Source organism: Streptomyces sp. NPDC060002, assembly GCF_042737245.1.
Taxonomy (GTDB): Bacteria; Actinomycetota; Actinomycetes; order Streptomycetales; family Streptomycetaceae; genus Streptomyces.
In genome coordinates this window covers 1-25,040 of record NZ_JBHWUW010000034.1, presented here as the reverse complement: position 1 = coordinate 25,040, position 25,040 = coordinate 1, and the positions used below count along the sequence as shown (strand labels likewise).

At 72.2% G+C, this 25,040-nt stretch carries 21 protein-coding genes; 9 read left to right on the top strand and 12 right to left on the bottom strand.

Annotated features, from left to right (window positions below; translation table 11 throughout):
- Positions 1 to 4: 4 nt before the first annotated feature.
- Genes pcaG through pcaD form a run of 3 tightly spaced genes read left to right on the top strand, consistent with a single transcriptional unit; the run spans position 5 to position 3,059 of the window.
- Positions 5 to 610, top strand: a complete 606-nt coding sequence (pcaG, locus tag ACFWBD_RS26520; protein ID WP_385671569.1) for a protocatechuate 3,4-dioxygenase subunit alpha — start codon at positions 5 to 7, stop codon at positions 608 to 610.
- Entirely contained in the window at positions 607 to 1,938 is a 1,332-nt protein-coding gene (gene pcaB / locus ACFWBD_RS26515) for a 3-carboxy-cis,cis-muconate cycloisomerase (protein ID WP_385671566.1), read from the top strand. The genes pcaG and pcaB overlap by 4 nt, the downstream gene beginning before the upstream one ends.
- Positions 1,935 to 3,059 carry a 3-oxoadipate enol-lactonase gene (gene pcaD, locus ACFWBD_RS26510; protein WP_385671563.1) on the top strand — a complete coding sequence of 375 codons (1,125 nt, stop codon included), beginning with the start codon at positions 1,935 to 1,937 and terminating at the stop codon, positions 3,057 to 3,059. The genes pcaB and pcaD overlap by 4 nt, the downstream gene beginning before the upstream one ends.
- 167 nt (positions 3,060 to 3,226) lie before the next feature.
- Here the strand turns inward: pcaD and ACFWBD_RS26505 are convergent, their stop codons facing one another.
- The gene (locus tag ACFWBD_RS26505; protein ID WP_385671560.1) at positions 3,227 to 5,941 is read right to left on the bottom strand and encodes an ATP-binding protein; all 2,715 of its coding nucleotides are present in this window, start codon (positions 5,939 to 5,941) and stop codon (positions 3,227 to 3,229) included.
- 286 nt (positions 5,942 to 6,227) lie between these two features.
- Here ACFWBD_RS26505 and ACFWBD_RS26500 point away from each other — a divergent pair, with 286 nt between their 5' ends.
- Complete coding sequence (locus ACFWBD_RS26500; protein ID WP_385671557.1) at positions 6,228 to 7,268, top strand: DUF2510 domain-containing protein; 1,041 nt, start codon at positions 6,228 to 6,230, stop codon at positions 7,266 to 7,268.
- Positions 7,269 to 7,438: 170 nt separating this feature from the next.
- On the opposite strand, the gene ACFWBD_RS26495 is transcribed toward ACFWBD_RS26500, so the two are convergent.
- Positions 7,439 to 8,053: a TetR/AcrR family transcriptional regulator C-terminal ligand-binding domain-containing protein gene (locus tag ACFWBD_RS26495; protein WP_385671554.1), complete on the bottom strand. Its 615-nt coding sequence runs from the start codon at positions 8,051 to 8,053 to the stop codon at positions 7,439 to 7,441.
- A 223-nt stretch (positions 8,054 to 8,276) separates the two neighbouring features.
- Here ACFWBD_RS26495 and ACFWBD_RS26490 point away from each other — a divergent pair, with 223 nt between their 5' ends.
- Together ACFWBD_RS26490 and ACFWBD_RS26485 are read left to right on the top strand one after the other, a co-directional pair.
- Positions 8,277 to 9,074 carry a phosphatase PAP2 family protein gene (locus ACFWBD_RS26490; protein WP_385671551.1) on the top strand — a complete coding sequence of 266 codons (798 nt, stop codon included), beginning with the start codon at positions 8,277 to 8,279 and terminating at the stop codon, positions 9,072 to 9,074.
- Entirely contained in the window at positions 9,071 to 10,030 is a 960-nt protein-coding gene (locus ACFWBD_RS26485) for a hypothetical protein (RefSeq protein WP_385671548.1), read from the top strand. Before ACFWBD_RS26490 ends, ACFWBD_RS26485 begins: the two co-directional genes overlap by 4 nt.
- A 52-nt stretch (positions 10,031 to 10,082) precedes the next feature.
- Here the strand turns inward: ACFWBD_RS26485 and ACFWBD_RS26480 are convergent, their stop codons facing one another.
- Together ACFWBD_RS26480 and ACFWBD_RS26475 are read right to left on the bottom strand one after the other, a co-directional pair.
- Positions 10,083 to 10,901: a phospholipid scramblase-related protein gene (locus ACFWBD_RS26480; protein ID WP_385671545.1), complete on the bottom strand. Its 819-nt coding sequence runs from the start codon at positions 10,899 to 10,901 to the stop codon at positions 10,083 to 10,085.
- A gap of 90 nt (positions 10,902 to 10,991) precedes the next feature.
- Complete coding sequence (locus ACFWBD_RS26475; RefSeq protein WP_385671542.1) at positions 10,992 to 13,046, bottom strand: phosphocholine-specific phospholipase C; 2,055 nt, start codon at positions 13,044 to 13,046, stop codon at positions 10,992 to 10,994.
- A gap of 748 nt (positions 13,047 to 13,794) precedes the next feature.
- Between ACFWBD_RS26475 and ACFWBD_RS26470 the strand changes: the two genes are divergently transcribed.
- Complete coding sequence (locus ACFWBD_RS26470) at positions 13,795 to 15,255, top strand: MFS transporter (protein ID WP_385671539.1); 1,461 nt, start codon at positions 13,795 to 13,797, stop codon at positions 15,253 to 15,255.
- Between the two features lie 557 nt (positions 15,256 to 15,812).
- Here the strand turns inward: ACFWBD_RS26470 and ACFWBD_RS26465 are convergent.
- The 6 genes from ACFWBD_RS26465 to ACFWBD_RS26440 form a co-directional block, all read right to left on the bottom strand.
- On the bottom strand, positions 15,813 to 16,772 hold the full coding sequence (locus ACFWBD_RS26465; RefSeq protein WP_385671536.1) for an SDR family NAD(P)-dependent oxidoreductase: 960 nt from the start codon (positions 16,770 to 16,772) through the stop codon (positions 15,813 to 15,815).
- A gap of 172 nt (positions 16,773 to 16,944) precedes the next feature.
- Positions 16,945 to 18,183 carry a cytochrome P450 gene (locus ACFWBD_RS26460; protein ID WP_385671533.1) on the bottom strand — a complete coding sequence of 413 codons (1,239 nt, stop codon included), beginning with the start codon at positions 18,181 to 18,183 and terminating at the stop codon, positions 16,945 to 16,947.
- 49 nt (positions 18,184 to 18,232) lie between these two features.
- Positions 18,233 to 18,427, bottom strand: a complete 195-nt coding sequence (locus tag ACFWBD_RS26455) for a ferredoxin (protein ID WP_351760258.1) — start codon at positions 18,425 to 18,427, stop codon at positions 18,233 to 18,235.
- 19 nt (positions 18,428 to 18,446) lie between these two features.
- Entirely contained in the window at positions 18,447 to 19,652 is a 1,206-nt protein-coding gene (locus ACFWBD_RS26450; protein WP_385671530.1) for an NAD(P)/FAD-dependent oxidoreductase, read from the bottom strand.
- Between the two features lie 66 nt (positions 19,653 to 19,718).
- A complete protein-coding gene (locus tag ACFWBD_RS26445) occupies positions 19,719 to 20,459 on the bottom strand; it encodes an SDR family NAD(P)-dependent oxidoreductase (RefSeq protein WP_385671527.1) in 741 nt (246 codons plus the stop codon).
- Between the two features lie 74 nt (positions 20,460 to 20,533).
- A complete protein-coding gene (locus ACFWBD_RS26440) occupies positions 20,534 to 20,926 on the bottom strand; it encodes a carboxymuconolactone decarboxylase family protein (RefSeq protein ID WP_385671524.1) in 393 nt (130 codons plus the stop codon).
- A 178-nt stretch (positions 20,927 to 21,104) separates the two neighbouring features.
- Here ACFWBD_RS26440 and ACFWBD_RS26435 point away from each other — a divergent pair, with 178 nt between their 5' ends.
- Positions 21,105 to 22,775, top strand: coding sequence for a flavin-containing monooxygenase (locus tag ACFWBD_RS26435; RefSeq protein ID WP_385671521.1), 1,671 nt, complete (start codon positions 21,105 to 21,107; stop codon positions 22,773 to 22,775).
- Positions 22,776 to 22,874: 99 nt separating this feature from the next.
- Here ACFWBD_RS26435 and ACFWBD_RS26430 read toward each other — a convergent pair whose 3' ends face one another.
- Together ACFWBD_RS26430 and ACFWBD_RS26425 are read right to left on the bottom strand one after the other, a co-directional pair.
- Positions 22,875 to 23,282 (bottom strand): nuclear transport factor 2 family protein, encoded by a 408-nt coding sequence (locus tag ACFWBD_RS26430; RefSeq protein WP_385671518.1) that lies wholly within the window; start codon positions 23,280 to 23,282, stop codon positions 22,875 to 22,877.
- Positions 23,283 to 23,320: 38 nt separating this feature from the next.
- Positions 23,321 to 23,719: a nuclear transport factor 2 family protein gene (locus tag ACFWBD_RS26425; RefSeq protein WP_385671515.1), complete on the bottom strand. Its 399-nt coding sequence runs from the start codon at positions 23,717 to 23,719 to the stop codon at positions 23,321 to 23,323.
- A gap of 164 nt (positions 23,720 to 23,883) precedes the next feature.
- Here ACFWBD_RS26425 and ACFWBD_RS26420 point away from each other — a divergent pair, with 164 nt between their 5' ends.
- Positions 23,884 to 24,930 (top strand): cyclase family protein, encoded by a 1,047-nt coding sequence (locus ACFWBD_RS26420; protein WP_385671512.1) that lies wholly within the window; start codon positions 23,884 to 23,886, stop codon positions 24,928 to 24,930.
- Positions 24,931 to 25,040 lie beyond the last annotated feature (110 nt).

Sequence of the window (25,040 nt, the reverse complement as noted above, 5' to 3'; positions counted from 1 at the left end):
TGCCATGACGAAGATCGACACGAGCCGTCCGGAGACCGTGCTCCCCACTCCGTCGCACACGGTCGGCCCGTTCTACGGCCACGCCCTGCCGTTCCCCGGCGGTGGTGACATCGCCCCGCTCGGCCACCCGGACACCATCGCCCTCCAGGGTTATGTGTACGACGGGGAGGGCAACCCGTTGCCGGACGCGTTTCTGGAGCTGTGGGGCGCCGACCCCGAGGGCGATCTGCCGCGGGTGGACGGCTCGATGCGGCGCGACCCGTCGAGCGGCGGTTTCCTCGGCCGCAACGGCGTGGAGTTCACCGGCTGGGGCCGTGTCCAGACGGATGCCAACGGCCACTGGTCCGCGCGGACGCTGCGGCCGGGCGCGCGGGGGCACAGCGCCCCGTACCTGAGTGTCTGTGTGTTCGCTCGCGGGCTCCTTGTGCACCTGTTCACCCGGATCTACCTGCCGGACGACGAGGCCGCGCTGGCCGCCGACCCGCTGCTGACCCGGGTGGACCCGGCGCGCCGCGGCACGCTCATCGCCACGCGGGGCGAGCTGGGGACCTACCGTTTCGACATCCGCCTTCAGGGCGAAGGCGAGACGGTCTTCCTGGAGTTCCAGTGACAGCTGCTCACCACGACGCCGGTCTGCTCGCCCCCGGGTGGACCGGCTCCCCCGCCGCGGCCGCGACCGGCGACAGCGCCTATCTGCGGGCGCTGCTCGACGCGGAGGCCGCGCTGACCCGCGCCCAGGAGGCGCTGGGGCTGGCCCCGCGGGGCGCCGGAGCGGCGGTCACCTCGGCCGCCGCCGACGGCGAGTTCGATGTGCGCTCCCTCGCCGAGCGGGCCCGCGGCGGCGGGAACCCGGTGATCCCGCTGGTCGCCGATCTGACGAAGGCGGTCGGCGAGGAGTACGGCCCGTACGTCCACCGGGGCGCGACCAGCCAGGACATCATGGACACGGCGACGATGCTCGTCGCGGTGCGCGCGCTCGGCCTCCTGCTGACCGACCTCGACCGTGTCCAGCGGGCGCTGGCCCGACTGGCCGCCGAGCACCGCGACACGCCGATGCCGGGCCGGACGCTCACCCAGCACGCCGTGCCGACGACCTTCGGACTGAAGGCGGCCGGCTGGCGGTCGCTGGTGCTGGACGCGCGGGACAGGGTGACGGCGGTCCGGGACTCGCTGCCCGCCCAACTCGGCGGCGCGGCCGGGACGCTGGCGGCCTTCACGGCGTACGGCGCCACCGACGCGACCGCTGTGCCCGCCGCCTTCGCGGGTGAACTCGGGTTGCGGGCACCGCTGTTGCCGTGGCACACCCTGCGGACGCCGGTCGCCGACCTGGCCGGCTGCCTGGCCCTCACGGCGGGCGCGCTGGGGAAGGTGGCCACGGATGTCCTGACCCTGGCCCGCACCGAGATCGCCGAGGTGGCCGAGGGCAGCGGCGGCGGTTCCTCGGCCATGCCGCACAAGGCCAACCCGGTGCGCTCCACGCTGATCGCGGCCGCCGCCCGGCGCGCCCCGCAGCTCGCGGCCACGCTGTACGGGTCCCTGGTGGCGGAGGACGAGCGGCCGGCCGGGGCGTGGCACGCCGAGTGGGAGCCGCTCAGGGAGCTGCTGCGACTGACCGGCGGGGCCGCCCGGGACGCGGCCGAGCTGACCGAGGGGCTCCGGGTGGACGCGGACGCGATGCGGGCGCATCTCGGCCTCACCCACGGGCTGATCGTCTCCGAGCGGTTGTCCGCCGCGCTGTCGGCCGTGCTCGGCCGTGGCCGCGCCAAGGAACTGCTCACCGAACTCGCCCGGCGCACCTACGCCGAGGACCGTCCGCTGGGCGAACTCCTGGCCGTGGAACCCGACTTGAGGAACGTCGACCTCGGCGACCTCACCGACCCCGCCCGCTACACCGGCTCCGCCGGGAGCCTCACCGACCGTGCGCTGGAGCGACGTTGACCGAGAAGCTGCTCAATCACCGTGCCGAGGGACCGACTTCCGCTCCGCCACTGCTGCTCGGGCCCTCGCTGGGCACCTCGTACGCACTGTGGGACACGATCGCGCCGGAGCTGTCCGCCACGCACCGGGTGGTCCGCTGGGATCTGCCGGGGCACGGGGGTTCGGCGGCCGACCTGATCGGCCCCGGGGCCACCATGGCCGACCTCGCCGACCTGGTGCTGGCGCTGGCCGACTCGCTCGGCCTGGAGCGGTTCGCGTACGCGGGGGTGTCCCTGGGCGGCGCGGTGGGTCTGCAGCTGGCGCTGCACCACCCGGAGCGGGTGTCGTCGTTGGCGGTCATCTGTTCGTCGGCCCACTTCAACGGGTCCAAGCCGTGGGAGGAGCGGGCCGCGCTGGTGCGCCACGAGGGACTGGCGGGGCTGGCCGAGGGCGCGAACGCCCGTTGGTTCACGCCCGGGTTCACCGTGCCGGAGCTCGTGGCCGACCACCGCGACGCGGACCCGGAGGCCTACGCGGCGTGCTGTGACGCGCTGGCCGCGTTCGATCTGCGCGAGCGGCTGCCGGAGATCGCCGTACGGACCCTGCTGGTCGCCGGACGCCAGGATCCGGCGACGCCGCCTGCGCATCTGCGGGAGATCGCGGACGCGGTGCCGGGCGCCGCGCTGGTCGAGCTCCCGGGCGCCTCGCACCTCGCGCCCGCCGAGTGCCCCGAGGCCGTGCTGACCGTGCTGCGCACCCATCTCGACGGCGGGGCCAAGCGGGGCATGGAGGTGCGCAGGGAGGTGCTCGGGGACGCGCACGTGGACCGGGCGCAGGCCCGGCAGAACGCGTTCACCGCGCGCTACCAGGACTTCATCTCCCGCTATGCCTGGGGCGAGATCTGGACCGACCCGACGCTGAGCCGCCGCGAGCGCAGCATGATCACGCTGACCGCGCTGGTGGCGCACGGCCACTACGACGAGCTGGCCATGCATGTGCGGGCGGCCCGGCGCAACGGGCTCACGCCCGAGGAGATCGGCGCCGTCCTGCTCCAGACGGCCGTCTACTGCGGGGTTCCGGCGGCGAACTCGGCGTTCGCGACGGCCCAGCGGGTGCTGGCGGAGGAGGACGGGACCGGCTGAGACGCGGCGCGGGCGCACGAGGCGACCTACGACCGGCAGGTCCGGGCGCGGCTCGCGCGGGTGCCGCTGGGCGCCTGACCGCGGGACGCCCTTCATGACCGGCGACGGGCCGCCGAGCGAGGCTGCGGCGGCCCGCCGGTGTCACCTCCACCGGCGGCCCGCCGCGGCTACCGCCGGGTCTGTCCGGGTACCAGGCCCACCTGGGGCGCGCCCATCCCCCGCAGGGCCTGCTGGGCCTTGTCCACCAGGCCGTCGGCTCCGCAGGAACGCGCCAGTGACAGGCCCCGGCCGAGCTCGGACACCGAGCGGGAGAGGATGCCGTACTCGACGCGGGCGGCCGCGTGTTCGTACAGACAGGGCGAGGACTCCAGAAAGGTGACCGCCTGCTGGGCCAGCCGGACCGCGCGCTGGCCGGTCTCCAGGGCGGCGGCGCAGCGCAGGGCCTCCCCGATCGCGGTGTCGGTGCCGAAGCGCTCGGCCTGACGGCGTGCCTCGGAGACGAGCCGGTTCGCCCTGGCCGGATCCTCGGCGGCCAGCGCCCGGGCGAGTTCGACGGCCCAGGGGACCATCACCGGGTTGAGGTGGCCGCGCGCGGCGGCCGCCTTCTCGGCCGCCTCCAGCTCGTTGATGCCGTCCTTGACCCGGCCGACGGCCAGCAGCAGCCGGCCGCGCACCGAGCGGGGGTCGGGCAGCACGATCGTCGACGGGTACGGCGGGGCGAAACCGTACTGTTCGGCGGTCTCCCAGGCCTCGGCGACATGGCCGCGGGCCAGCAGGGTGTCGACGAGGTTGCAGGTCGCCGACCAGTACAGGGGCAGGCCGCGGCCGACGCGTTCGGCGACCCGCAGGGATTCCCTGAGGGACTCCTCCGCCTCCTTCAGACGGCCCCGGCGGCGCAGGCCCAGTCCGAGGTAGGCGTGGGCCAGGGCGAGGTGTCCGCCGCTCCAGCCGGCCGACGTGTAGGCGCGCAGGGCTTCGTTGAAGAGGGCGTCGGCACGGTCGAGCCGGTCGGTGTAGGCGTAGGAGCTGGCCAGCATCATCAGCAGTTCGATGCCCCACTCCTGGTCGGTCCAGCCGAGCCCGGGCGCGAGGCCGCCGTTGACGAGGGCGCGGTCGCAGAACTCGGCGACCTCCTCGGCGTTCTCGCCGTGGGTCATGGCGTCGAAGCCGCGCAGGATGAGCAGGGCGCGCTCGGCGTTGTCCCGGCCGGTACAGGTCGCGGCGAGCTCGGCGAGTCTTTCGGAGCGGCGCGGTGTGGTCGGCTCCCCCGCGTGCACGCCCTCCCACATGAACTGCACCGCCTGGAGCCGCAGCCGCGCGGGTCCGGGGGCGTGCCGGGCGGCTTCCGCCTCGACGGTGCGGACGGCCTCCTCCAGCTGGTCGTTGTGCAGGAGTGCCTGGGAGAGGCGGTAGACGGCGTCGACGCGCTCGGTGCCGTCGAGGCCCGGCATGGCGAGTGCGGTGCGCAGGTGGTCGATGGTCCTGGCGGGGGCGGTGAGAAGGGTGGCGCAGCCCAGTTCGTAGAGCACTTGTGCGTGGACCTCGAGGGCGGGCGGTTCGTCCAGGGCCCGTTCGAGACATCGGCGGGCCGCGTCGGGGGCGCCGACCGCGAGGTGTTCGCGGGCGGCCTCGCGCAGCTGTTCGACGAGTTCCTCGTCACCCTCCGCGTGTACCTGGAGCAGGTGCCGGGAGGCGGCCGCGAGGCCCTTGCCGGCCTCGGTGACGACCTGGGCGGCGATGCCGTGCATCGCGGTGCGCAGGCCTGCGGGGATGGAGTCGTAGACGGCGGAGGCGATCAGCGGGTGGACGAACTCCAGTTCGCCGTCGCCCGCGGGGACGGCTCCGGGGACGGGTCCGGTGAGGATGCGGGCGTTGCGCAGCAGCTCGGCGCAGCGCGCCGCGTCGTCCCGGCCGAGTCCGGCGAGCAGGGCCGCCTGGTCGACGGAGATGTCCGCGCCGAGGATCGCGGCGGCCATGGCGAACTTGGTGGCGTCGACGCCCAGTTTCTCCAGGCGGTCGACGAGGCCGCCGCCGCGGGCCGCGCGGTTCAGGGCGCGCAGTTCGCCCGCCGAGGACTCGCTCGCTTCCAGCTCGCTGTCGCGGACCTTGGCGAGGAGTTCGACGGTCTCGTAGGGGTTGCCGTCGGTGACGGCCCACACCTCGCGGCAGAACGCGGCGTCGGCGTGCGGGCCGAGGGTGGCCCGGGTGAGGCCGGCGACCGCGGGCGGGGTCAGGGCGCTGAGGCTGGTGACGGCGCGGCCCGCGGCCAGGCCGATGGCGTCGAGGTGGCGGGCGGCGTCGCCCCTGACCTCGCCGGGCCTGCGGGCCACGACGACCAGGACGGAGAGTTCGTCGAGGCGTTCGACGAACGCGACGAGCCAGCGCAGGGTCTCCTGGTCGGCCCAGTGCGCGTCGTCGATCAGCAGGACGAGCGGGTAGTCGCGCCTGGCCAGCCTGGTCACCGCGGCGACGAGGCCGTCGCACACGCCCTGCGGGTCGGCGTGGCCCTCGCCGGGTTCCGATACGCCGAGGGCGGGGCCGGCGATGTCGTACCAGTCGCCGAGGTACTCGCGGGCCTCCTCCGGGTGCAGGGACAGCAGTGTGGGCTGAAGCAACTGCCGTACCACGTTGAAGGGGACGGACCTCAGTGTCTCGCCGCCGCGGGCCGACCAGACCGCGCAGCCACGGCTCTCGGCGATACGGCGTGTCTCGGCCAACAACGCGGTCTTGCCGAATCCCGCCTCGCCGCGGAGCACCAGCAGGTGACCCGACGACGACCTGTCGGCGCACAGTGTCTCCACCGCCTCCGCGATGGCGGCGACTTCCCGCTCGCGCTCCCACAGGAAAGCCGAGGCGGCCGCCGCCGGCCTGACCTCCGTCATCCCGCTACCTCCCCAAGTCGCCCGAACGACGTACCGACGTCGAGCGTAGCCTTCCGGGGGCCCGCGCGGAGGGCGGTCCGGGCAGGTCCCTCCTTCACGGGTGACACGCGACGGTCCGGGACCCCCCGGCGGGCCTGCGGAAGTGGTCCCCTGACGTCAACGGCGAGTGACGGGCACCGAATTGACGTCGAATTCACGCCAGCCGGGCCACGGGCGCCCGGAACGGATTTCAAGAGAGTGCCCTCCCTCTCATCCGGCTTTCACCGACGCCTCATACGGTGGGGACATGACGCAGGTGACTCCTCCCGGGTGGTATCCCGATCCGGGGCAGACAAGTGACGGTCCCGCCACCGAACGCTGGTGGGACGGCAAGGCATGGACGGACCAGACCCGCGCCGCGGGCTCGGCCGCCGTATGGGGTCCGCCGGCGCAGACCCCGGCGGACGGGTCGTACCCGGCGTATCCCGGATATCCGGGGTACGCCGCGGCGCCGGCGCACACGGGCCGACGGCGCGGGCTGCGGACGGGCATAGCCGTCGCCGCGGCCGTGGCGGTCCTCGCCAGCATCGGGGTCGGCGTGTACGCGCTGGCCAAGGACGACGGCTCCGGCGGCAGCGGCACGGCCCAGGGGCCGGGCGGGCAGGGCGGGCCCGGCGGCACGGGCGGTCAGGACGGCAGCGGCGGCCAGGGCGGGCCCTTCGGCGACTCCGGGGGTTCGGGGGGCTCCGGGGGTTCGGGGGGCTCCGGGGGTTCGGGCGGGGCCTCTCCCTCGCCCGGGGAGTCCGAGGCGCCGAAGATCAAGAGCGGTTCGGTGACCGACGCCCTCAACGGGATCAGCCTCCCCATCCCGGACGGCTGGACCGGCCAGGAGCTGAGCGTGGGCGCGCAGCTAACCTCCGACTCCTCCTACAAGTGCCCCGGCGACACGTCCAAGACCTGCACCAAGGGGGGCGTGTACTCGGCGCCCGTCGAGGTGCTGGAGACCAAGGGCGAGACCGCCGAGGCGGTCGCGAAGGCGGACATCTCGGCCAACGCCGAGGAGTCCTACGGCGGCACGACGTACGGCGCGATCACCTCGCACGAGGTGCTCGCCTCCAAGGCGGTGACGGTGGCCGGGCAGAAGGGCTACCTGGTGCGCTGGAAGGCGGTCACGAGCAAGGGCGCGGACGGGTACGTCGAGTCCCTGGCGTTCCCGGCACCCGCGGACACCAAGCGGATCGTGGTGCTCCGTTTCGGGGTCGACGCCGACCAGAGCGTGTCGGTCATCGACACGATCACCTCGGGCATCAAGGTGTCGACGGGCGGCGGCAGCGGACAGGACGTCTGACACGGTCGGCCGGGCGGGGCGCCCCTCCGCTCGAGGGGGCCCCGCCCGGCCGGGTGGTGCGCGCCGCCCCCGTCCCCACGGTGCGGCGCGAGACAGGTCACCGTCCAGTCATCCCGTGGACGGCGGCCTGAGCCATGTGCTGATCTCTGGGTCGGTCTGCGTGCCGGTCGCTAGGTCAGGCCGAGCGCCGGCAGCACGGCGGCCTCCACGAAGCGGACCAGGTACTCCTGGTCCGCGTACTCCCCGTCGACGACGGGCCGGGCGCGGATCACGCCGAACATCTGCGCCGGGACGTACTCCAGCGCCGGGTGGTCGCCGGCGATCTCGCCGCGTTCGACCCCGCGCCGCAGGATCTCCCGCAGCGCCTCGATCTCGGGGGTGACGATCGCCTCCCGCAGCGCCAGCGCGAGGTCTTCGTCGCCGGTGACCGCGTGGCCGAGGGCCTGCAACAGCTTGGTGTCGTTCGTGGACCAGCGGCCGGTGGCCCGCGCGGCCTCGCGCAGGTCGTCGGCGAGCGAGCCGGTGTCGATGCCGGTGAGCCGGGCCTGGCGGCGGGAGCGCAGGGCGGCCACGACGAACTGGGGCTTGGTCTTCCACTGCCGGTAGAGCGTGGACTTGCTGCACCGGGTGCTGGCGGCGATGCCCTCCATGGTGACGGCTTCGTAACCGCATTCACGGACCTGGTCGAGGACGGCGTCGAAGAACTCCTGCTCACGCTCGCGCGTGAGCTTGGAGCGGCTCGTGGCGGCGACCGACTCGGGCCCGTCCGCTGCCTGCGACATCATCTGCCGTCCCCCTCGCTTCTCTTCCGTCTTCGGTGCTCGCCTCGAGGCCCGTGCGAGAGCCTCGCTCCAGTGTGGCGCACATCAATCGATACGCCAGTGTACCGGTACGCGCTCGTATCGGTACACTGTCGTATCGGTACGACATCGTATCGATGGTGAATGCACGAGTCACGCGCACGGCAGCACCACCCACACGCACCACCGTCAGTGAAGGGGCCGGGGGATGAATGCCCGCACCGAGCCTGGGGAAGCGGAGCCGGTCACGCCGGCACGGCCGCCCATAGTCCGAGAGCTCCTGCTGGTCGCAGGGCTCTTCCTCGTCTACAAGCTCGGCCGGCGGCTGGCCGCCGGCCACACCGGCGAGGCCTTCCGCAACGCAGACGACGTGTGGCACGTCGAACGCCTGCTCCGACTGCCCCAGGAAGGCTCCGTGCAGGCCCTGCTGCTGCACGGCGACACCCTGGTCAAGGTCGCGAACACCTACTACGCGACCGTGCACTTCCCCGCCACCCTGGCCTTCCTGGTCTGGCTCTACCTGCGGCGCCCGGCCCACTACGTGTGGGCCCGCCGGGTGCTGGCCGCGGTCACCGCCGCCGCCCTGGTGCTGCACCTCGCCCTTCCGCTCGCCCCGCCGCGGATGCTCGCGGCGACGGGACTCGTCGACACCGCGCGCGTGTACGGGCCGTCGGTGTACGGCCCGCCGCGAACGGACCATCTGTCGAACCAGTTCGCGGCGATGCCCTCGCTGCACTTCGGCTGGGCCCTGATGGTCGCGATCGGCCTGGTCGTCGCCACCCGGTCGCGGTGGCGGTGGCTGTGGCTGCTGCATCCGCTGCTGACCCTGCTGGTGATCGTGGGCACGGCGAACCACTACTGGCTCGACGCGATCGCGGCGGGCGCGCTGCTCGGCCTCGCGCTGGCGCTGATCCACGCCCCCCGGCGCAAGGCCACGACGGCGGAACGCGGTGCGCCCGCCCCCGTCCCGGCCGAGCAGCCGGTCCTCGTGGGAGCGGGCCGATGAACGCCACCCTGGTCGCCGTCGTCCTGTCCCTCTTCTCGGCCGTCGCCTACGCGGCCGCCGCCGTCGCCCAGGAACGGCTGGCCTCCCGGCACCCCGGCACGAGTCTGCCGCGCCTGCTCGGCAACGGCGCCTGGTGGTGGTCGGTGGGGCTGAACGCCGCCGCCGCGCTGCTGCACGTGGTCGCCCTCAAGTACGGGCCGCTCACCGTGGTGCAGCCGCTCGGCGCACTCACCCTGGTCGCGGCGGTGCCGATGGGCGCGCGGGTCGCCGGGCGCCAGGTCGGCGCCGCCGAGTGGCGGGGCATCGCCTTCACCCTGGCCGGCCTGGCCGCGATCCTGGTCACCGCGTCGGGCCCGGCTCCCGAGGACGTCCTGAGCGTGCCGGAGGCGGTCGGGGTGGCGGGAGCGACCTCGGCGCTCATCGGGCTGCTGGCCCGGCGCGGCGCCAGGCCGGGACTGCGGCACGCGACCGCGTCCGGCTTCGCCTCGGGGGTCGCCTCGGCGCTCACCCAGACCGTGACGGTGGCCGCGACGGACCGTTCGGGCCCGCTGCTCAGCGTGCAGGTGGTCGGGGTGGCGCTGCTGGTCGCGGCCTTCGCGACGGCCGGGCTGCTGCTGTCGCAGACCGCCTACCGCGGTGGCCTCGGCGCACCGCTGGCGATGGTGACCCTGGCGAACCCGGTGGCCGCCGCGGCGATCGGCCTCGCGCTCCTGGGCGAACGCCTGCAGGGCGGGGCGGCGGGGATGCTCCTGGCACTGGCGGGAGCGGGCGTCGCGGGCTGGGGCGTGGTACAGCTGTCCCGGGCCGCGCCGGAACCCGGTGCCGTCCCGTACGAGGACCACGACGAGGACCACCCCGTTGCGGCGGTGCTGGCCCTGCGGCCGGAGACGGCGTCGGCCGAACCGGCGCTGCTGCCCCGGCCGACGACCGGGCCCGAGCACCTCACCCCGCTGTAACGGCGGTGCGGCCGGGCGACACCCAGGAGGTGCCACCCGGCCGCGAAGGGCGTCAGCCCAGACCGCGCGCGTCCTGCTTGAGCGCGGTGTCCACGGTCAGGGCCGTGGCGACGACCAGGCTCAGCAGCGGCTCGGGCAACTGGTAGTGGATCTGCAGGACGTAGTTGTCCGCCGTGGTGAACATCGTCTTGGCGAGGCCTTCCCAGGTCTTGGTGATCCGGGCGACCTCGTTGTCGGCGTGGTCGACGATCGCGAAGTTCCAGGCCCGCCAGTTCTCCGCCTTGATCGCGCCGATCTGACGGCCGTCCGCGTTGATGGCGAAGTTGATCTTTCCGAAGACGTTCTGCTGGACGATCTCGCCGACCGGCTGCCCGTCGGGGCGCGTCACGACCACCCGCGACTTGAGGAACTTCGCCGGACGTGTCAGCAGCAGCACCGGCTGCCCGTGGACGTCGCGGATCTCCAGCCTGTGCGTCAGGTACTGGTCGATGCTGACGACGAAGCGCAGGATCTTGCGCAGCGCGCTCTGACCGACCTGGACGACCGAGCCGAGCTGACCGCCCTGCTGGTCCATGACCTTGTACTCGTTGGTCAGCTCGATCAGCTTGGCCTTCTGGTTCACCACCAGCACCGGCTCGCTGAACAGCGTGCCGCCGCCGGGGCCGCTCGAGGCGACCCCGGCCTGCTGCTGTACCTGGCGCTGGACCCGCTCGTCCGGCCCCGCCTGCTGGGGCACCTGCGGCGCGGGCTGCCCCTTGCCGTCCGCGTGCGTGTGCTCGGTCCACTGGGCGCCGTCCCAGTAACGCAGGGTCCGGTCCGCCCCGTGCGGGTCCGGGTACCAGCCTGAAGGTGTGTTCGATTGCGTGGTCACCGGGGCACAATACCCGGAGCCGACCGGGACCTGACCAGCCCCCACGATGCGGTGTTCACCGCGCATTTGCCGTGGTACCGGCCCAACCGGTCACTCCGTGGCGATCGCCGGGTCGCTCACGCCGGGGCGGCCGTTCTCGACGTGTCCGGCGAACCGCCTGAGGAACGCCGGGTCGGCGCTCGACGTGACGGTGAGGTCGTACCACCGGCGGCTCGCCCGCAGGTCCAGGGTGCGCTTGACCGACTGGCCGGGGCGCAGCCCGACGGTCGTCGGCCGGCCGCCGTAGCCGTCGGCCACCTTCAGTTCCACCGTGCGGTAACCCCGGTGGGTGAAGGTCAGTTCGAGACCGTCGTCGACGTGCCGGGCGGTCACCTCGGCCCCGGCCGTCTTCCCCGCTGCCTTGAAGCCGCGCAGGAAGCCGTTCGGACCGTGCACGGTCAGGTCGTGCGAGCCGCCCGAGTACGCCGGGTTCCAGGTGTCGGAAACGGTCGCGCCCGCCCCGGTGGTGTAGCTCCACGGTCCGTCGGCGCGGTTGCCGGAGGTGACCAGGAAGGCGGCGCCGGCCTTGGCCCCGGAGGCGAAGGTGAGGGTGAGGGTCCCCGCGGCCGGGTCCACCGAACCGTGCACGGCGGGCGCGTACGCGAGCGGGCGGGTGGGCCGCGTGCCGCGCTCCTGCTTCGGCAGGACGGGTTGGGCCGGCGGGGTGGGAACGTAGTCGGGGTGGCGGCCGCGGTCCGGGGGCTCGTAGCCGTCGGTGTCCGGCAGGGCGACCGGGCGGGTGTCCGGGCGGGTGAAGTCGAACGCGGAGGTCAGATCGCCGCACACCGCGCGCCGCCACGGCGAGATGTTCGGCTCGTGGACGCCGAAGCGGCGCTCCATGAACCGGATGACCGAGGTGTGGTCCAGCGTCTCGGAGCAGACGTAACCACCCTTGCTCCAGGGGGAGATGACGAGCATGGGCACCCGCTGGCCGAGCCCGTAGGGACCGGCGGTGTGGCCGCTGTCGCCCGCGAAGACGTCGAGGCCCACGTCGACCGTCGAACGGCCCTGCGCGGCCGAGGCCGGCGGGAACGGCGGGAGCAGGTGGTCGAAGAAGCCGTCGTTCTCGTCATAGGTGACGAACAGGGCCGTCTTCGCCCACACCTCCGGGTCGGAGGTGAGCGCGTCGAGGACCTGGGCGATGTACCAGGCGCCGTAGTTCGCGGGCCAGTTGGGATGCTCGGTGAAGGCCTCGGGGGCGGCGATCCAGGAGATCTGCGGCAGCCGGCCGCCCTTGACGTCCGCCTTCAGCCGCTCGAAGTACCCCTCGCCCGTGCGGGCGTCGGTACCGGTGCGGGCCTTGTCGTACAGCGGGTCGCCGGGCTCGGCGTTCTGGTACTGCTTGAAGTACAGCAACGAGTTGTCGCCGTAGTTCCCGCGGTAGGCGTCCTGGATCCAGCCCCAGCTGCCCTTCGCGTCCAGGCCGTCGCCGATGTCCTGGTAGATCTTCCAGGAGACCCCGGCCCGCTCCAGACGTTCGGGGTACGTCGTCCAGTTGTAGCCGGCCTCGTCGTTGCCGAGGACCGGGCCGCCGCCCTTGCCGTCGTTGCCGGTATGACCGGTCCACAGGTAGTAGCGGTTGGGGTCGGTGGAGCCGATGAAGGAGCAGTGGTAGGCGTCGCAGATGGTGAAGGTGTCGGCGAGCGCGTAGTGGAAGGGGATGTCCTCGCGGGTCAGGTACGCCATCGTCGTGGCGCTCTTGGCGGGGATCCACTTGTCGTACCTGCCGCCGTCGAAGGCGACATGGCCGTCGTTCCAGCCGTGCGGGAGGTCCTGGATGAAGGCGAGACCCAGGTCGTCGGCGTCGGGGTGGAACGGAAGGACGTCCTTGCCGGCGCCGTCCGCCTGATGCCAGACCGACCTGCCGTTCGCGAGGGTGACCGGGCGCGGGTCGCCGAAGCCCCTGACCCCCCTCAGCTTGCCGAAGTAGTGGTCGAAGGAGCGGTTCTCCTGCATCAGGACGACGATGTGCTCGACGTCCTCGATCGACCCCGTGCGGTGGTTCGCGGGCAGCGCGGCAGCGCGTTCGACGCTGCCGGAGAGCGCGGTGAACGCCGTGGTGGCGCCCGCGAGTTGGAGGAATCGGCGCCGGTTGACCTCGGGCATGGGTGAGGCACCTCTCGTACGGAAGGGGCTGCGCCTGCCGGTTCGTGACGCAATGCGCGCGCAAGGAGTGTTTCAAGGGCACCGAACGTCAGGGAAGGGCCGGATGACGCCGGCGTGAAGGTCGACGGTACGAGGGGTGTGCGACCGGCCAAGAGATCCCCAAGGCGCTCCGGTCCGCCGACTCGGGGCCGGAAAGCGGCGGTTGGCCGGGAACCCGCGCTGCGCGCGTCCTGCGGGCGGAAACCCTGCCGACGAGGACTGCCGGTCGATCCCTTTCGTCCCGGAGCTTTCCGGGGTGACGCGGCAGGGAACGCCGGGCGCCTGACGTCGACCGAGCCTGTGGCGCCGAGGGCAAGGCCTGCTACCGCGTCGAACTCGACGGCGTGTCGCACGTGTACGGCGGCCGAACCCGACAACGGCCCGCCTGCCGGGCGATCACGGCTCCAGGCGGAGCGGAGCGGTGGGGTGTCCCACTGAGCGGGACGCAAACCGGACGCACAGCGCGGCCGACCTCGCCGCCCTCGAGAAGAAAAGCGCTGTTCACAGTGGCCGCGAGGGCTGCCGCACAGGACCGCCGAAATCGGGAGCACTCTGGCTTCTGCGCGTGTCATTGATTGTACCGACCGTTGGGTCTATCTTTCCGGCAGCCGCATCGAAGCTCCCCACACCGCGCGCTCGTCCCCCCGCTCCCCGGCCCGCAGCCACTCGGGCCGCTCTCCGGTTCTCCGCTCACCCATGGAAGGCCCCGATGTCGCAGACACCCACCGCCGCTCCGCCGGCCCAGGAGGAGAGATCCTCCTCCACCACGCGCAACGTCCTCATGGTCGTCGCGCTCGTGTGGACCGTTCAACTGGTCGCGCTCATGGCCGCGTTGTCCGGCATCGCGCAGGCCGAGGTCGCGATCCACTTCCGGACCACCGAGATCGCCTGGTTCACCCTGATGACCCTGCTGACCGGGACGTTCTTCCTGCCCTTCGCGGTCAAGGCCGCGGCCCTCTTCGGCAAGAAACGCGTCCTGCTCGTCGCCACCGCGCTCGGCTTCGTGGGCGACCTGATCGCCGCTGTCGCCACCGACTACCGCACGCTGCTGATCGGACGCGGCATCGCGGGCATCTACGCGGCCACCGCCCCGCTCGCCTACGCGATCACCCGCGACGTGTTCCCCCGCCGCTGGGTCGGACTCGCCAGCGGGATCCTCGCCGGCGGCGTCGGTCTCGTCGCCTTCGGCGGGCCGTTCCTGTCCGGCTGGCTCCTGGACGACCACGGCTTCCGCGGCGTGCTGTGGTTCATGGCCATCAGCACCGCGGTGAGTTTCGTCCTGGTGGCCGCCTTCCTGCCCGAGAGCCCGATTCGCGCGGCGGGCGGCCGAATGGACTGGATCGGCGGACTCCTGCTCGGCGGAGGCATCACCGCGATCGTCTACGCCGTCGGCCAGGGATCGCACTGGGGTTGGGACAGCGGCAGGTTCGCCGCCTACATCGCCGGTTCGCTGGTCGCGCTGGTCGCCTTCGTACTCGTCGAGCGACGGGTCGCCGAACCGCTGTTCCCGCCGTCCATGACACGGCGTCGCCCCGTGTGGACCGTCCTGCTGGCCACCTCCATCGCGGCCGGCTCGCTCAGCGCCGTCGGCGTGGTGCTGCAGATGCTGATACTGATGCCGAAGATCCCCACCATCTCCGAGGGGCTGGGCTGGTCCGGCACCCACAACGCCATCGTCACCAGTCCGATCAGCGCGATGATCATCGTCGGGGCCGTCGGCACCGGCTGGCTCGCCCGCCGGATGGACGCCCGCATCCTGCTGGGCGCCGGATCCGCGCTCACCGTCCTCGGCTACGGCATCGGCACGCAACTGCACCACAACGCCGCCCAGATCGTGGAGATGGGCCTGATCGCGGGGCTCGGCACGGGCATGGTCATGGCCGTCGTGCCCATCATGATCATCGAGGTGGTCACCCCCGAGGAGCAGGCGCTGGCCAACGGCGCCCAGACCCTGGGCCAGGGCGTCGCACAGATCATCGTCTCCCAGCTGGCCTTCGTCGTGATGGCCCAGCACGGCGCGATCCTGAAGGGCACCCAGTTCTATCTCGACGCCGGGTTCACCAACGGTCTCTGGCTGGTCGTCGGCTGCTGCTCCGTGGGCGCTCTGCTCGTCCTGCTCATCCCCCGGAGCAAGCGCCTCGACGAGGCCGAGGTCGGTCAGGCGGCTTGACGGCGCGACCTCCTCCTCCCCCGCGTGGGACCGGCTCCGCTCGCTTCCCTCCCCCGGCCGTCGGCCGGGCGGGACGGCGCGGCGGAGCCGGTCCCACACCGTTTGCGGCGTCGCCCCCACAGCGCCGCGCCCTCGCCGGCCCGCACGGCGACTGCCCGCGGACCACCACGCCCGAGGTCACCGGGCGTTCACGGTCGCGCGCGGTCGTCCGCACCCCGCAGACGCCGTACGGCATGCCACAGGCCTCGTGCGGCATACCGCATGCCTTAGACCCCATATCCCATACGGCAGACCGCGAACCGCGAACGGCAGACGGCAGACGGCAGACGGCAGACGGCAGACGGCAGACGGCAGACGGCAGACGATCCCGCGGCTGCCGCCCGGCGCGGACGGCGAAACGCCGCGAGGGCCGGGCATTCCGCCCGGCCCTCGGCCACCGTCGTCCGCGTGCCCCCCGCCCACCGCCGACCACTCCACGGCTGTCGTGGTGTCATGCCTGTCCGCCGTGCAGCGGCGCGGCCGTGTGGCGTGCGGCCGGCGTCCGCCTACGCGTCCGGCTACGCGTCCGCGTCCGCGTTCGTGGAATCGGCGCTCGGGATCGCGGTGAACTGGTGCTTCAGGAACGCGCCCGACCAGGCCATCAGGTCCGACGGCACGTAGTAGCCCTTCTCGTCGTTGATCGCGTCCCAGTTGCCCGCCACGTCCTCGACGGTGACGGAGCCGCCCTCGTGGACGTAGCCCTCGGTCGAGGCGATGAACAGGCGGGCGAAGCGGCCGGCGCCGGCGGTGTAGATCTCCCCGCTGACCGGGCAGCTCTCGTGGGCGAGGTACGCCACCATCGGCGCCACCGCGTCCGAGGGCATGTACGGCATGCCGGGGGCCGTCTCGGCGGGCTCCTCCTCGGGGCCGCCGCCCATCCGGGTCATCGCCGCGGGCGCGATCAGGTTGACCTTGATCCCATGGGGCTCGCCGGACAGTTTCGCGCTGCGGGCCAGCCCGACCGTGCCCGCCTTCGCCGCCGCGTACGACAGGTTGTTGTCGAGCCCGAACAGGCCGCTGGAGGTGGTCAGCACGACGCGGCCGTACTGCTGCTCGACGAAGTGCGGCCAGGCGGCGCGCAGTGTGTTGAACGAGCCGACGAGGTGCACGGCGAGGTGGCGTTCCAGGTTCTCCGCGTCGACCTCCGGCAGGCCGGCCCACCGGATGATCCCCGCGTTGTTGACGAGGACGTCGATGCGGCCGAAGTGCCCGATCGCGGTGTCGATGACGGCCTGGCCGCCGGCCGGCGTGGAGACGTCATGGGTGTCGGCGACGGCCTCGCCCCCGGCCACGACGATCTCCTCGACGACCTTCTGCGCGGGGCCGGTGTCCGAGCCGTCGCCCTCCATGGATCCGCCCAGGTCGTTGACGACGACCTTCGCCCCGCGCTCCGCCAGCAGGCGGGCATGGGCCCGGCCGATCCCCCGGCCGGCGCCGGTGACGACCGCGACGCGTCCTTCGAAGCTGAACTCGCTCATGCCTGACTCCTGTTGTACTGCCGTTGCCGTTGCGGATGCGGTTGCTGTTGCTGTTTCGGATGGCGTGACGGATGCCGTGACGGATGCGAGGGCCGGTCCCGCCCGGGTGGGTGGGACCGGCCGGCCCGCCGGTCGGTGCCGGAGCGCCTGGGGCTGGTGCGGCGATGCCGGGCTACCAGGTCACCGGCAGCTCCTTGATGCCGAAGGCGAGCGCGTCGGCCGGGCGGAACTCGAGTTCGTCGCGGTCCACCGCGAGGCGGAGGGTCGGGATGCGCCGGTAGAGCGTGCCGTAGACGACCTGGAGTTCGATGCGGGCGAGCTGCTGGCCCAGGCACTGGTGGATGCCCCAGCCGAAGGCGTGGTGGTGGTTCGCCTTGCGGGTGAGGTCGAGCTTCTCGGGCTCGGGGAACGCCTCCGGGTCCCAGTTGCCGGCGGGCAGCGGGACGACGATGCCGTCCCCTGCCTTGATCCGCGCACCCTCGAACTCGAAGTCCTCGACGGCGATGCGCCGCTGTCCGAACATCGCCACGGTCAGGTAGCGCAGGATCTCGTCGACCGCGTTCGCGGCGTCCCGGGTGTCCTCGACCTCGCGCAGCCGCGCGATCTGGCCGGGGTTCTCCAGCAGCAGCGCGGTGCCCAGCGTGATCATGGTCGCGCTGGTCTCGTGACCGGCGATCAGCAGGATCATGGAGAGCAGGGTGGCCTCGGGAAGGGTGAGGTCGCCCTCCTTGATCCGCGCGGCGAAGTCCGAGAGCACATCGTCCGCGGGCTCCTCCATCTTCTTCTGGAGCAGTGCGGCCAGGTAGCCGCCCAACGCCTCGCCCGCGCGGCGGTCGTCCTCGGCCGTCTTGTCGCTCCGGGTGGCGAAGGAGGCGTGCTCCTGGAAGAAGTCGTGGTCCTCGTACGGCACTCCGAGCAGCGCGCAGATCATCAGCGAGGGCAGCGGCAGCGACAGCGCCGTCACCAGGTTCACCGGTTTCGGGCCCGCGAGCATCTTGTCGATGAGCTCGTCGGTGAACCTCTGGATGTCCGGCCGCAGCGCCTCCATCCGGGGGCGGGTGAACGGGCGGGTCATCATGCGGCGGATCCGCGTGTGGTCGGCGCCGTCGGCGTTGAAGATCGTGAGCGGGTGATGGTGGGCGGTCTCCGCCATGGCCCGGTTGGGATACGGGAACCCCGGCTGCTTGTCGTCCGAGCTGACGCGGGGGTCGGAGAGGATGGCGCGCTGCGCTGCGTGGCCCGTGACGAGCCAGGGGGTGCTGCCGTCCCAGATCCGGCCCCGGGACACGGGACCCCTGTCGTTCAGGGCGCGCAGCCCGGGCGGCGGGGCGAAGGGGCACTTGGCGTCCCGCTCGTCCTGGTAGAAGTAGAGGGACTCGTCGGGCGCGTCCCGGGTGTCTGCCTCGGCCATGGATGTTCCTAACGGTGGTGGGGGTGGGGGAAGGGGCGAAGTTCGGGGCCTACTCTTCGAGGCGGATCGCGAGCGCCGGGCACACCGCGGCGGCGTTGCGGACGTCCTCGGCCAGTTCGGCCGGCGGACTCTCGTCCAGCAGGACGACGATGCCGTCGTCCTCGCGCTGGTCGAACACGTCCATGGCGGCGGCCACGCACTGCCCGGCGGCGACGCACTTCTCCTCGTCGACGACAACCTTCATGGGAATCACTCCTGATCGTTCAGTGGGTCGGGGCGGGAGCGTCGAGACCGTCGACGATCTCCTGACGGCGCATGCGGGCCTGCTTGGGCATGTTCCAGCCGAGCACCCCGGTGACCCGGCCCTCGCTGCGGTACCGGGCGACGAACCGACGGGCCGTCAGGTCCCCCTCGACAACGTCTACTTCGGCGTCGGCCGGCAGGAAGCCGTGCACCTGGAGCTTGGCGTCGTACTGGTCGGTCCAGAAGTACGGCACCGGTGCGTACGGCCGGTCCGCGCCGAGGATCTCCCCGGCGACCGCCATGGCCTGTTCCGTGGCGTTGGTCCGGTTCTCCAGGCGGACGAGCCGGCCGAGGCCCTCGTGGTGCCAGCGGGCCACGTCGCCGACGGCGTAGATCCCCTCCTGCGCCCGGCAGTGGGAGTCGCACACCACCCCGTTGTCGAGCTCCAGCCCGCTGTCGGCGAGCCACTCCGTCGCCGGGGACGCGCCGATCGCCACGACCACCGCGTCGGCCGGGAGCGCCTCGCCGGTGGCGAGCCGGACGCCGGTGACCCGGCCGTCCTCGGCGGTGAGGCCCACGACGCCGTTGCCGAGCCGGAGCTCGACGCCGCGCTCGGTGTGCAGGTCGGCCAGCACGCCCGACACCAGCGGGCCCACCTGGAGCGCCATCGGCGCCGACAGCGGCCCGGTGAGTGTGACGTCCAGGCCCAGGGTCCGTGCGGTGGCCGCGATCTCGGAGCCGAGGACACCCTCGCCGACGACCACGAGCCGGGCGCCGGCGAGCAGACCGGCGCGCAGAGCCAGCGCGTCGTCGAGGGTGCGCAGTACGTGGACGCCGGCGAGGTCCTCCGAGCCGGGAAGGCGCCGGGCCCGTACCCCCGTGGCGATGACGATCGCGTCCGCCCGCAGCTCCCGCCCGGATTGCGTGCGGACACCGCGCGACGCCCGGTCCAGCGCGACCGCCGGGTCGCCCAGGACGAACTCGGCGTCGAGCGCCGACAGCACGTCCTGGGTGCGCAGTGCGGCCCGCTCCGGCTCCCATGCGCCCGAGAGGACCTGCTTGGACAGCGGCGGCCGGTCGTACGGCGCGTGCGGCTCGTCGCCGAGCACGGTGATCCGGCCCTCGTAGCCCTTGCGGCGCAGGGTCTCCACGGTGGTCAGTCCGGACGCGGAGGCGCCCACCACCAGGACGCGGGCGGGGGCCCCGGCGGCGTCGTCGATGCTCATTCTCGGCTCCAGTACGGCGTTGGCGCGGTGTTGGTGCGGTATTCCGGGTGCGGACGGCCGGCTTCGTCAGGTGACGTAGCGCCCGCCGTTGACGCTGAAGGTCTGGCCGGTCACGTAGCCCGCCTCCGGTGAGGCGAGGTAGGCCACCGCGTACGCGACGTCCTCGGGCGTACCGGCCCGCTTCATCGGCATGGTGGCCGCGACCGCGTCCACGTCGACCGGGCCCTGGCGGACCAGAGGGGTGTCGATGAACCCCGGCGGGACGTGGTTGACGGTGATTCCCTTGTCGATGTACTCGACCGCCAGCGCCCTGGTGAGGCCGATGACGCCGCCCTTGGAGGCCGCGTAGTGCGCCATGGCGGGCGCGCCGGTCTGGGCGGAGGACGAGGAGATGTTGACGATCCGGCCCCAGCCCGCCTCGACCATGTCGGGCACCAGCTCCTGGGTGACCAGGAACGGTCCCTTGAGGTTGATCCCGATCAGGCGGTCCCAGGACGCCTCGCTGATCTGGGTGAAGGGCTCGTAGGCGGTCGTCCCCGCGTTGTTGACGAGGATCGTGACCGGCCCGAGCTCGTCGCGGGTGCGCGCCGCGGAGCGGGCCACGGCCGCGGCGTCGGCGGCGTCACCGCCCACCGCGAGGGCCGTGCCGCCCGCCGCCTGGATCTCCGCGACGGTCTTCTCGGCGCCCTCGGTGTTGAGGTCCCAGACCGCCACGGCGGCGCCCTTGGCCGCGAGCACGGTCGCGATCCCGCGTCCGATTCCCCGCGCGCCGCCGGTGACGACCGCGACCTTTCCCTGAAGTGACATGTGTGCTCCTCGTGTGCTCGGTGTGGGCCCCTGCTCGCTGACACCCGGACGCGGGGGACAACCGGGTGGGGCCGTCAGCCCTCCAGCGCCTCGCGGGCGGCGGTACGGGCGGCGACCGCCCGCGGGAACCCGGTGTAGCCGCTGGAGTGGTAGACGACCTCGGCGATCTCGTCCTGGGTCAGGCCGTTCGTCAGCGCGATCCGGACGTGGGTCTTCAGCTCGGTCTCGGCCCCGAGGGCGATGAGGATCCCGAGCGTGACCAGGCTGCGGTCGCGCGGGGCGAGCCCTTCGCGCGCCCACAGCGCTCCCCAGACGCTGGTGAGGCCGATGTCGACGAGTTCCTCGCCGAAGCGGCCGTCCCGCAGATCGACGTCCTCCTCGGGGAACACGCCCGGCAGCGCGGCCCGCATGGCCTGCCAGCCCGCGGCCCGCAGATCGGTGGTTTCTTCGACGCCGTTGTCACTCATGACTGCTCCTGTCGCGCGGCTTCGCGTCCCTGAGCGAAAGTTAGACCAGACGGTCGGTACAATCAATGTTCCAGCCGAGATTCGCATCCATTGAACGAATCCGACCCCTCCTCTACTCTCAGCCTCAATATTCGATCGACCGGTCGACATATGAATCAAGGCTCACGCGGGAGAGCACATGAGCGAAACCACGAAGACGAGCCCGGCGGACCAGGGCCTCGCCGGTCCCGGCAGCCTCGGCGGCCTTGTCGATGTGCTGGTCATCGGCGCCGGCGTCACCGGCATAGGCCAGCTGTACCGGGCCCGGGAGTCCGGCTTCTCGACGAAGCTGCTCGAGGCGGGCAGCGGCGTGGGCGGCACCTGGTTCTGGAACCGCTACCCCGAGGCGCGCTTCGACTCCGAGAGCTACACCTACGGCTACCTGTTCTCCAAGGAGCTGTGGGAGGAGTGGGAGTGGTCGGAGCACTTCGCCGGCCAGCCGGAGATCGAGCGCTACTTCAACCACGTGGTCGACCGGTTCGACCTGCGGCGCCACATGGTGTTCGGCGCGAAGGTGACCGAGGCGGTGTGGGACGAGGCGACCGGCACCTGGGCCGTGCGCACCGAGGACGGCGCCGAACACCGGGCGCGGCACGTCGTCGCCGCGACCGGCATCCTCTCCGTGCCCTTCGTCCCCGGCATCCCGGGCCGCGAGGACTTCCGCGGCGAGCAGCACCACACCGGCCGGTGGCCCGCCACACCCGTGGACTTCGCCGGCAAGCGGGTGGCCCAGATCGGCACCGGATCCAGCGGCGTCCAGATCGTGCCCGCGATCGCCGACGAGGTCGCGCAGCTGACGGTGTACCAGAAGGTGGCCGACTGGCTGACCCCCCTCAACAACAGGCCGATCACACCCGAGGAGCAGGCCCGGCTCAAGGGCGACTACGAGTCCGTCCGGGACACCCTCAACGCCTCGCCGAGCGGCTTCCTGCACCAGATCACCATGCGTTCGGGCCTGGAGGACTCCCCCGAGCAGCGCCAGGAGTTCTACGAGACGCGGTGGAACGGCCCCGGCTTCACCAAGCTCTCCGAGCACTACTACGACATGACCACGAACCCCACGGTCAACGAGGAGTGGTGCGAGTTCATCGCCGCCAAGATCCGCTCCATCGTCAAGGACCCGGAGACGGCCGAGAAGCTGATCCCCAAGGGGCACGGCTACGGCGGCCGGCGGCCCCCGTTCGGCACCGGCTACTACGAGGCGTACAACAAGCCGGCCGTCCAGCTGGTCGACATCAACGAGACGCCGATCGTCCGCATCACCGAGACCGGGATCGAGACCTCCGAGGGCCACCAGGAGTTCGACGTCATCATCTGGGCGACCGGCTACGACTTCGGCACCGGCGCCCTCAACCGCCTCGGCGTGCGCGGCCGTGGGGGTCTCCCCCTGGAGGAGTACTGGGCGGACGGTCCGTCGACCTACCTCGGGGTCACGAGCGCCGGCTTCCCCAACTTCTACTTCCCCGGCGGCCCGCACGGCGCCCTCGGCAACAACCCGCGCTACTCCGGCGACCAGGTGGACTACGTCATGGACCTGCTCGTGCACGCGCGCGAGCACGGCCACGACGTCGTCGAGGTCACGGCCGCCGCCGAGCAGGAGTGGACGGACCTCGTCAACGACAGCGCGGGACAGTCGTCCTTCCTCAAGAGCAGCTACTTCTACGGCGCCAACATCCCCGGCAAGCCGGTCAAGCAGCTGCTGAACCCGACCGGGCGCTGGAAGCTCCAGGAGCTGATCCGCGAGTCGGTGCAGAACGCGTTCCCGGCCTTCACCTTCGCCAAGGCCCAGGAACCGGACCCGGCGGTCTGAGCAGGCGGAACGCCCGTGCCGCCTGCTCCACAGGCGACACGGGCGTCCGGGACGGGCCGGGCGGTCCGGCAAAACCGGAAGGTCGTGACGGACCGTCCGTCAGGGCCGGAAGGTCGTGACCCTCCGCCGGAACTTCCACACGCCGTCGTGCCGGCGCAGGATGTCGTCGTAGCGGCCGACCAGTTGCACCGCCCAGCCCGACTCGCCGCGCTGGAAGAACGCCAGGTCGCTGACTGCCGTGGCCTCCTCGTCGGTGTACGAGGTGAGCACCGTGTTGGCCACCAGGTGCAGCTGCGGCCGGTCCGGCGCGAAGCCCGCGAAGCCCTCCCTGATCGCGTCCTGGCCCTCGAAGGTGGCCATGCCGGCTATCTCGGCGACGCCGTCCGGCACGAAGAGCCCGGCGAGGTCGTCGGTGCGGCCGGCGTCCAGCGCCTGCGCGTAGGCGGCGATGGCGGTCTGCACACCGGCGGCGGCCGACGCCTCGGCATCGGCAGAAGTCGTACTCATGTCTCTCCAGGGTCGAAGGGATGGAACGGTGGGCGCGGTCAGATCTGGTACGTCGTCTTCCTGCGCCGCAGCAGCCAGACGCCGTCGACCCGGCGCAGCGTGTCGTCGTAGTGCCCGACGACCTGCACCGCCCAGCCCGACTCGCCGCGCTGGAGGAAGGCCACGTCGCTGGCCGCCGTCGCCTCGTCGGCTCCCGCGGGGGTGACGACCGTGTTGGTCACCAGGTGCAGTTGCGGCTGGGTGGGCTCCCATCCCTTGAAGGCCTCGCGCAGCGCGTCGTGCCCCTGGAGCGGATCCGTGCCCGGAAGCTCCAGAACCGCGTCGGGTGTGTACAGCGCGACGACGTCGTCGGTGCGGCCGGCGTCCTGGGCCTGCGTGTGCGCCCCGATCACGGCACGCACAGCCGCCGCGACCCACGCCTGTGTGGATTCGCTCATTGCCCCTCCATGGGATAGACGTTTCGACCAGTCAGTCTATTACCGAAGTGGAGACAATCTGAAGCCTGGATTCCAAGCAATCAGACTTGTTGACCGAACGGTACAATCTCCATAGCATGCGGATGACAGTCAACGGGGACCTGTCGCCTGAGGAGGCGTTTATCGTGACGAAGCGTTGGAAGCAGCGGCCGCCTGGTTCGACATGGGGCGAGTTCGGTGAGGACGACGAACTGGGGCGCATCAACCTGATGACGCCGGAGAAGGTCCTCCAGGGGGTCCGCGAGGTCGAGCACGGGATCACCTTCAGCCTGAGCCTGCCGCTGGACTATCCGGGAGGCACCTCCCTGAACCAGCGCCGTTACCCTCCGATCCTGCGGCCCACCGAGGACCTCCAGCACCAGCAGGACGTCTTCTACAACATCAAGGCGAGCGAGCACTTCTCGCCGGACCTGATCGACGTGTGGTCCGACGACGTGGTGACTCTCTGGCTCCAGTACTCGACCCAGTGGGACGCCCTCGCCCATCAGGGCGCCGAGTTCGACGCCGACGGCGACGGCATCGCCGAGCCGGTCTACTACAACGGGTACCGGCCCGGCGCCGACCTCGTCGGACCGCAGGAGGACGCCAAGGGGGACGGCAGCGGGAGCCTCAGCTTCGCCCGCCACCTCGGTCTGGAGCACATGGCGGAACACGGGGTGCAGGGCCGGGGCGTCCTGATCGACCTCGCGCACCACCTGGGCACCGGCTACCAGCCGGTCGGCCTCGCGAAGCTCCAGGAGATCATGGCGGCGGACAACGTGGTGGTGGAGCCGGGCGACATCCTGCTGCTGCACACCGGCTTCGCCACCCAGCTCCTGGCCTGGGAGAAGAACCCCGACCCGGTGGCCATCCACCGGACCGCCGCCTACCTCGACGCGGACGACCCGGCGCTGCTCGACTGGATCGCCGAGTCGCAGATCGCGGGGCTGGTGGCCGACAACTACGCCGTCGAGGGCGTGGGCGTCACCCAGGCCCAGGGCCCGCACACCCTGCTGCCCATCCACCACCTGTGCCTGTTCAAGCTCGGCGTCCCGCTGGGCGAACTGTGGTACCTGCACGACCTCGCGGCCTGGCTGCGCGAGCACGGCCGCAGCCGCTTCCTGCTCACCGCTCCCCCGCTCAACCTGCCCGGCACCCAGGGCAGCCCGCTCACCCCGGTCGCGACCGTCTGACACACGGACGGGACCGGATCCGCCGCCGGCCCACGCCCTGATCCTGCCGGTGAGGCCGGGCCGGAGGCGGTCCGCACCAAGGGGGAGGCCCCGGGACCTGTCTCTTATAC